Raw genomic sequence first — 4025 nt, 5'->3', positions numbered from 1 at the left:
TCCAGGGCTCCTGCGGAGCCTATCAGAGGTGTCCGCCACACCGAGGGAAGATCACCATGCGCGAGATCCGGACTACGCTGAGCGCGACCAGCATCGATCCGGCGCTCCTGACAGCGGCGGAGCGGCTGCGGTATGAAGGCCTACCAAGTCGAGCCCAGGCCCAGCCGGCACTCCAGGCCCTGCAGGCAGCACAGGCTCCCCGCCAAGGGGGAGAAGAGCCGGCCGCGCCGGTGGAGGCGGCCCAGGACGGCGCCACATCCAGCGAAATCGTCGTTACCGCCCAGCGCCGTTCCGAGCGCCTGCAGGATGTCCCCATCGCGATCAGCGCCATCGGTCCCGAGGCGCTTAGCGGCACCGGCGCGGCGAGCATCGCCGATCTCCAGGGTACCGTGCCAGGTCTGACCATCACGGGTTCCGCCGGTCTGAACTCCACCAACCTCGTTTCGACGCGCGGCATCGCCGGGCAGCCGGTCCCGATCGGCGCGAACCAGGCCACGGCGATATATCTCGACGACGTATACCTATCCAAGCCCGACGCCGGCTTCTTCGGCCTGCGGGACGTCGAGCGCGTCGAGGTGCTCCGGGGACCGCAGGGCACGCTCTACGGCCGAAACGCGACGGCTGGCGCGATCAACATCATCACACGCGCACCCACCCGGGAGGTCGAGGGCAAGCTCGATGCGAATTATGCAAATTTCAATGCCGTTTCCATTGGCGGTTTTCTCGGCGGGCCGATCGTCGGCGACCTTGCTGGCAGCTTTTCCGGCACGTTCAGCCAGCGCGAGGGATTCTTTCGCAACACGTTGACGGGGAACCGGATCGGCGACGCCAGCTCTCTCTCGGCCCGCGCGAAGCTCGCCTATCTGGGCACCGGCACCTTCGACGCTATCCTGTCGGTCGACCATACGCGCAAGCGGTCGGAGGATATCTTCACGCCGTCCAACGTGGTCAACGGACGGCAACAGTACGCGGTACGGGACGTGACGACCGACATCGAGGATAATGTGAAGACCCGTCTCAGCACTGGCGGCGTCGCGCTGACCATGAACCTCGAGGTCGCTCCCAAACTCACGGTCACGTCGGTGACGAGCTGCGGCGTTCGGACAGTTGGAGTTTGACCTGACCGAACGTCTGACGCTCGTCGGCGGTCTTCGGTTCAACTACGAAAAGCGGGATTTCTCGGTCGACTATTCGGCGGTTGGCCCATTCGCGCCGATCATCGGGCGGGTGTCGGATAACGCGGTGCTCCCGGCGGGCGGCATCAACTTCAAGGCGGCCGAGGACGTCCTGTTTTACGCCAAGGCGAGCAAGCGCTATCAATCGCCCGGTTACGCCTATCTGCCGGGAGCCGGTAATCGGCCCAACACCTTCGGCGCGGAAAGTCTCTGGACCTATGAAGCCGGCGTCAAGTCGCAGTTCCTTGATCGGGCGGTGACGCTTAACCTGGCGGGCTTCTATTACGACTACAGCGAAATCCAGCTACGCCGCACGATAGTCCTGGGCATCACCACGGTCGAGAATGCGGGAACCGCGAAGGTCAAAGGCGCCGAGGCGTAACTTGTCGTCCGGCCGGTCCGTGGCCTCACGCTGAACGCCCAAGCAACCTATCTAGACGCCGCCTATTCGGATTTTTGCGAGACGATAACCGCCGGTACCCCGCGGAACGGCGATCCGCCATGCACCATCCTGGGCGTGGCGGGCGCGGACCGTCGCGGTAACCAGCTAAACGAGGCACCCAGATGGTCGGGTGGCGTGGGCGTCACCTACGAAACGGTCGTCGGCTCCGACATGACGATGAAAGTCGGCTCGAACTATTCCTGGGAGTCCACCAGCTATTTCAGCTCGGTCAACGAATTGCGGCTGAGCACCAGCGGATGGCACCGGCTGGACGCGCGGGCGTCGCTGGCCTTCGGCAACGGGGTCGAGGTCTACGCCTTCGGTCGCAACCTGACGGACGAGCGTCATCCGGTGAACGGCTTTCGCTTCGGCGGGATCGTCACCGTCACGGTCAACGACCCCAGGACGTATGGGGCCGGGCTGTCGTTCAAGTTCTGAGGATGGCGGACCCGGACGTGGCGCGTCACGCAACATCCGGGTCCGCGCCCCTTGGTCGAGCAGCTAAATGTCCGTAGACGTTAGATAGCGGGCGGCTCCTTTCCGCGGCTCGGCGGACGGCGCTAGGTGCCCCGCCACCAGCGACGGTGGATCGGCGCGGTCGCTTGGCAACTTCTACGCGCCCTCGGCGACAGCCTCGGTCGCCTGTCGAACCTCGACGCCGAACGCCACAGCCCCTTAAGGTCGGCATGGGTAGACTGACGTGCGCAAGTCAGCGCTATAGGTTAGCTATATGGCGGGAGTCATGGACGGGTGATCCGCGATGGCCACGGCTGTTTTACGGCACCCTGCCCATCGAGAACGAGTGCACCAGAGATGCGATGTTCCGGTTGCGCCGAGCGCCGCCTATTCGAAGCGATAGGGCACGACCGCCCGACCATCGAGGTCGACGATAATCGCCCGCCCGGCTGGCGGAAAGGCGCGCTGCTCGCAGTCATGACGGGGACAGATCCGGCATGACGGTCCTATCCGTGCCACGCCGTCATTACCGTCCAGTCTCAGCCCGTCGGCATAGATGAAGCTGCCCGCGTGTGCGATCTCGCAGCCTAGCGCGACCGAATAGCGGCGCGACGGCCGAAGATAGCTGGAGGTGGGCTTCACCAGTCCTTTCGCCATGGAGACGTAGCGGACGCCATCAGGCATCTCGGCGACCTGCACGAGAATGCGGTCGGAGACCGCCACCGCCTCGTGCACGATCCAGAGCGGGCACGCACCGCCAAACTGAGCGAATTGCAGGCGCGTGGCGGAATGCCGCTTCGTGATGTTGCCGGCCATGTCGACACGGCAAAAGAAGAACGGCACCCCCGACGCACCGGGACGCTGCAGCGTGGAGAGACGATGACAGGCCTGTTCGAAGCTGACGGGAAAGCGATGCAGCAGTTGGTCGATGTCGTGCCGGACGCGCTGCGCTTCCGCCCGAAAAAGATTATAGGGCATAAGTATCGCGCCGGCGGCGTAGTTGGCGAGCCCGAGCTTGAGCAGGCTTCGCGCAGCGTCCGAACGCAGCGAGGCATCGTTCGCGATCGCTTCGATCTCGTCACGTGCTTCCAGCCGCATCAGTTGGTGCGCCAGCTCGAACGCTCGGCTTGCGATCGGCAAGCTACGATCGACGAATAGAGTACGGCCGACCGGATCGAACCCGCGCACGCGCCCGTTCATTGGCGTTGGCATATCGAGCAACGTGACGCCGTGCGCCTCGCTCAGCCGCTGCGCCAATGAAGCGACCGACGCACCTGGCTCTCCGATCTGATCTGCCAGCTTCTCGGCCAACCGGTCGAGTGAGTCGACATAGTTGGCGGCACCTTGAAACCAGTCACGGACTTCTTCCCATGGCAACAAGCTCCCCTCGTCCGATCCGGTCGCAACGCGATCGTCGAGGACACGCATCTGCTCTTGAGACCGCCGATACGCTGCATGGATAGCGATCATCCGCCGCGCCAAATGCGGCTGCTGCTGCATGCCTTTGATCACCATCCGCTCATCCATCGGATCAAGCGGAACCGTGGAATCGGCACCCGCGACCAAGGCGCGCACCAGTAAGTTATCGTCCTCCTCCGGCGAGACGTCCACCCATTCCAACGGGAAGCAACGCGCAAGCGCGGCGAGCACTAGATCCGTAAGCGGTCGATCACCGGTTTCGATCTGTGACAGATAGCTCGTCGAGAAGCCGAGCCGATCGGCCATCTCGTTTTGGTTTAGCGCCAGTCGCTGACGCAGATCGCGCACGCGGTCTCCGGCATAATGACGATGTCGGGATGGTTGGCGTTTCACGGCTACATTCATTCTGCGAACTAGACACCGCAATTTCACAAAACCACAATTGTGTCCATAACTGCATCCGCGACAGAACGTCGCATGTCGTCGACGATTGCGATGCTTGGGGCGAAACGGGAAGCGGCACGGATGGGTGG

The 4025-nt window shown here is 63.6% G+C and carries 2 protein-coding genes and 1 pseudogene; 2 read left to right on the top strand and 1 reads right to left on the bottom strand.

What is annotated here, in order from left to right; translation table 11 throughout:
- Window positions 1-56: 56 nt before the first annotated feature.
- Both ACFE71_RS15125 and ACFE71_RS15120 read left to right on the top strand, forming a co-directional pair.
- Window positions 57-1118, top strand: coding sequence for a TonB-dependent receptor (locus ACFE71_RS15125; protein ID WP_375429589.1), 1062 nt, complete (start codon window positions 57-59; stop codon window positions 1116-1118).
- A pseudogene (locus ACFE71_RS15120) lies at window positions 1108-2055 on the top strand (TonB-dependent receptor). The gene ACFE71_RS15125 and the pseudogene ACFE71_RS15120 overlap by 11 nt, the downstream one beginning before the upstream one ends.
- 405 nt (window positions 2056-2460) lie before the next feature.
- On the opposite strand, the gene ACFE71_RS15115 reads toward ACFE71_RS15120, so the two are convergent.
- On the bottom strand, window positions 2461-3897 hold the full coding sequence (locus ACFE71_RS15115; RefSeq protein WP_375429588.1) for a short-chain fatty acyl-CoA regulator family protein: 1437 nt from the start codon (window positions 3895-3897) through the stop codon (window positions 2461-2463).
- Window positions 3898-4025 lie beyond the last annotated feature (128 nt).

The organism is uncultured Sphingomonas sp., from assembly GCF_964237155.1.
Classification (GTDB): domain Bacteria; phylum Pseudomonadota; class Alphaproteobacteria; order Sphingomonadales; family Sphingomonadaceae; genus Sphingomonas.
This window is presented reverse-complemented; position numbering and strand designations above follow the sequence as displayed.